This window comes from Micromonospora sp. M51 (assembly GCF_018070305.1).
Taxonomy (GTDB): domain Bacteria; phylum Actinomycetota; class Actinomycetes; order Mycobacteriales; family Micromonosporaceae; genus Micromonospora; species Micromonospora parva.
Map to the genome: position 1 here is coordinate 1 of NZ_JAGPXZ010001316.1, position 838 is coordinate 838.

The 838-nt window shown below is 73.6% G+C and carries 1 protein-coding gene; it reads right to left on the reverse strand.

Annotation, left to right across the window (positions count from 1 at the left end; all coding sequences use genetic code 11):
• A partial coding sequence (locus KBX53_RS34520; protein ID WP_247676628.1) for an NB-ARC domain-containing protein occupies window positions 1-838 on the reverse strand: 838 nt, incomplete at both ends.

Genomic DNA, 838 nt, shown 5'->3' on the forward strand with positions numbered 1-838 from the left:
CCACCAGATGCGCGTCGACCAACTCGTCCAACTGCTCCTGGGTGTCGGCGAGGGGCAGGTCGACGAGGGCGGCGGCCACCCGACTGTCGAAGCGCCCCGTCGGGTACAGGCCGAGCAGCGGAAACAGCCGCTGCGCCGACGGTGAGACCTGCGCGTACGACAGTGCGAACGCCTGCCCCACCGAGCGCTGCCCGGCGGTCAGCTCGGCCAGCGGGCCCGCCCCGGCGACCAGCCGCTCGGCGAGGTCGGCGACCCGCCAGCGCGGCCGGTGCGCCAACCGCGCGCCAGCCAGCCGGATAGCGAGCGGCAGGTGGCCGCAGCGACGCGCCACCTCGGCCGCCGCCTCCGGCTCGGCGGCGATCCGCTCCATCCCGGCCACCCGACCGAGCAGCTCGATCGCCTCGTCGGCGTCAAGGACCGGCAACGACGACGGCGGGCCCTCGTCGACCCCGATGAGCCGGCGGCGACTGGTGATGAGGCCCAGGCTCTGCGCGCCGTTGGGCAGCAACGGCGCCACCTGGTCGGCACTGGCCGCGTTGTCCAGGACCACCAACGCACGGCGGCCGGCCAGCTCGATCCGCCAGAGCGCCAACCGGTCGTCCAGGTTCTCCGGCACCCGCTCCACCGGCACACCGAGCTGCCGCAGGAGGGCCGCCACGGCCGTTGCCGTTGTCAACGGTCGGCGTTCGCTGTGCCCGTGCAGGTCGATGAAGAGCTGGGCGTCGGGATAGCGGTCCGCGAGCGCGGTGGCGACGTGTACGGCAAGCGTGGTCTTGCCGCTGCCCGGCATCCCGTCGACCACCTGGATCCGGATGCCGTCCTCCTCGATCTCCTTGAC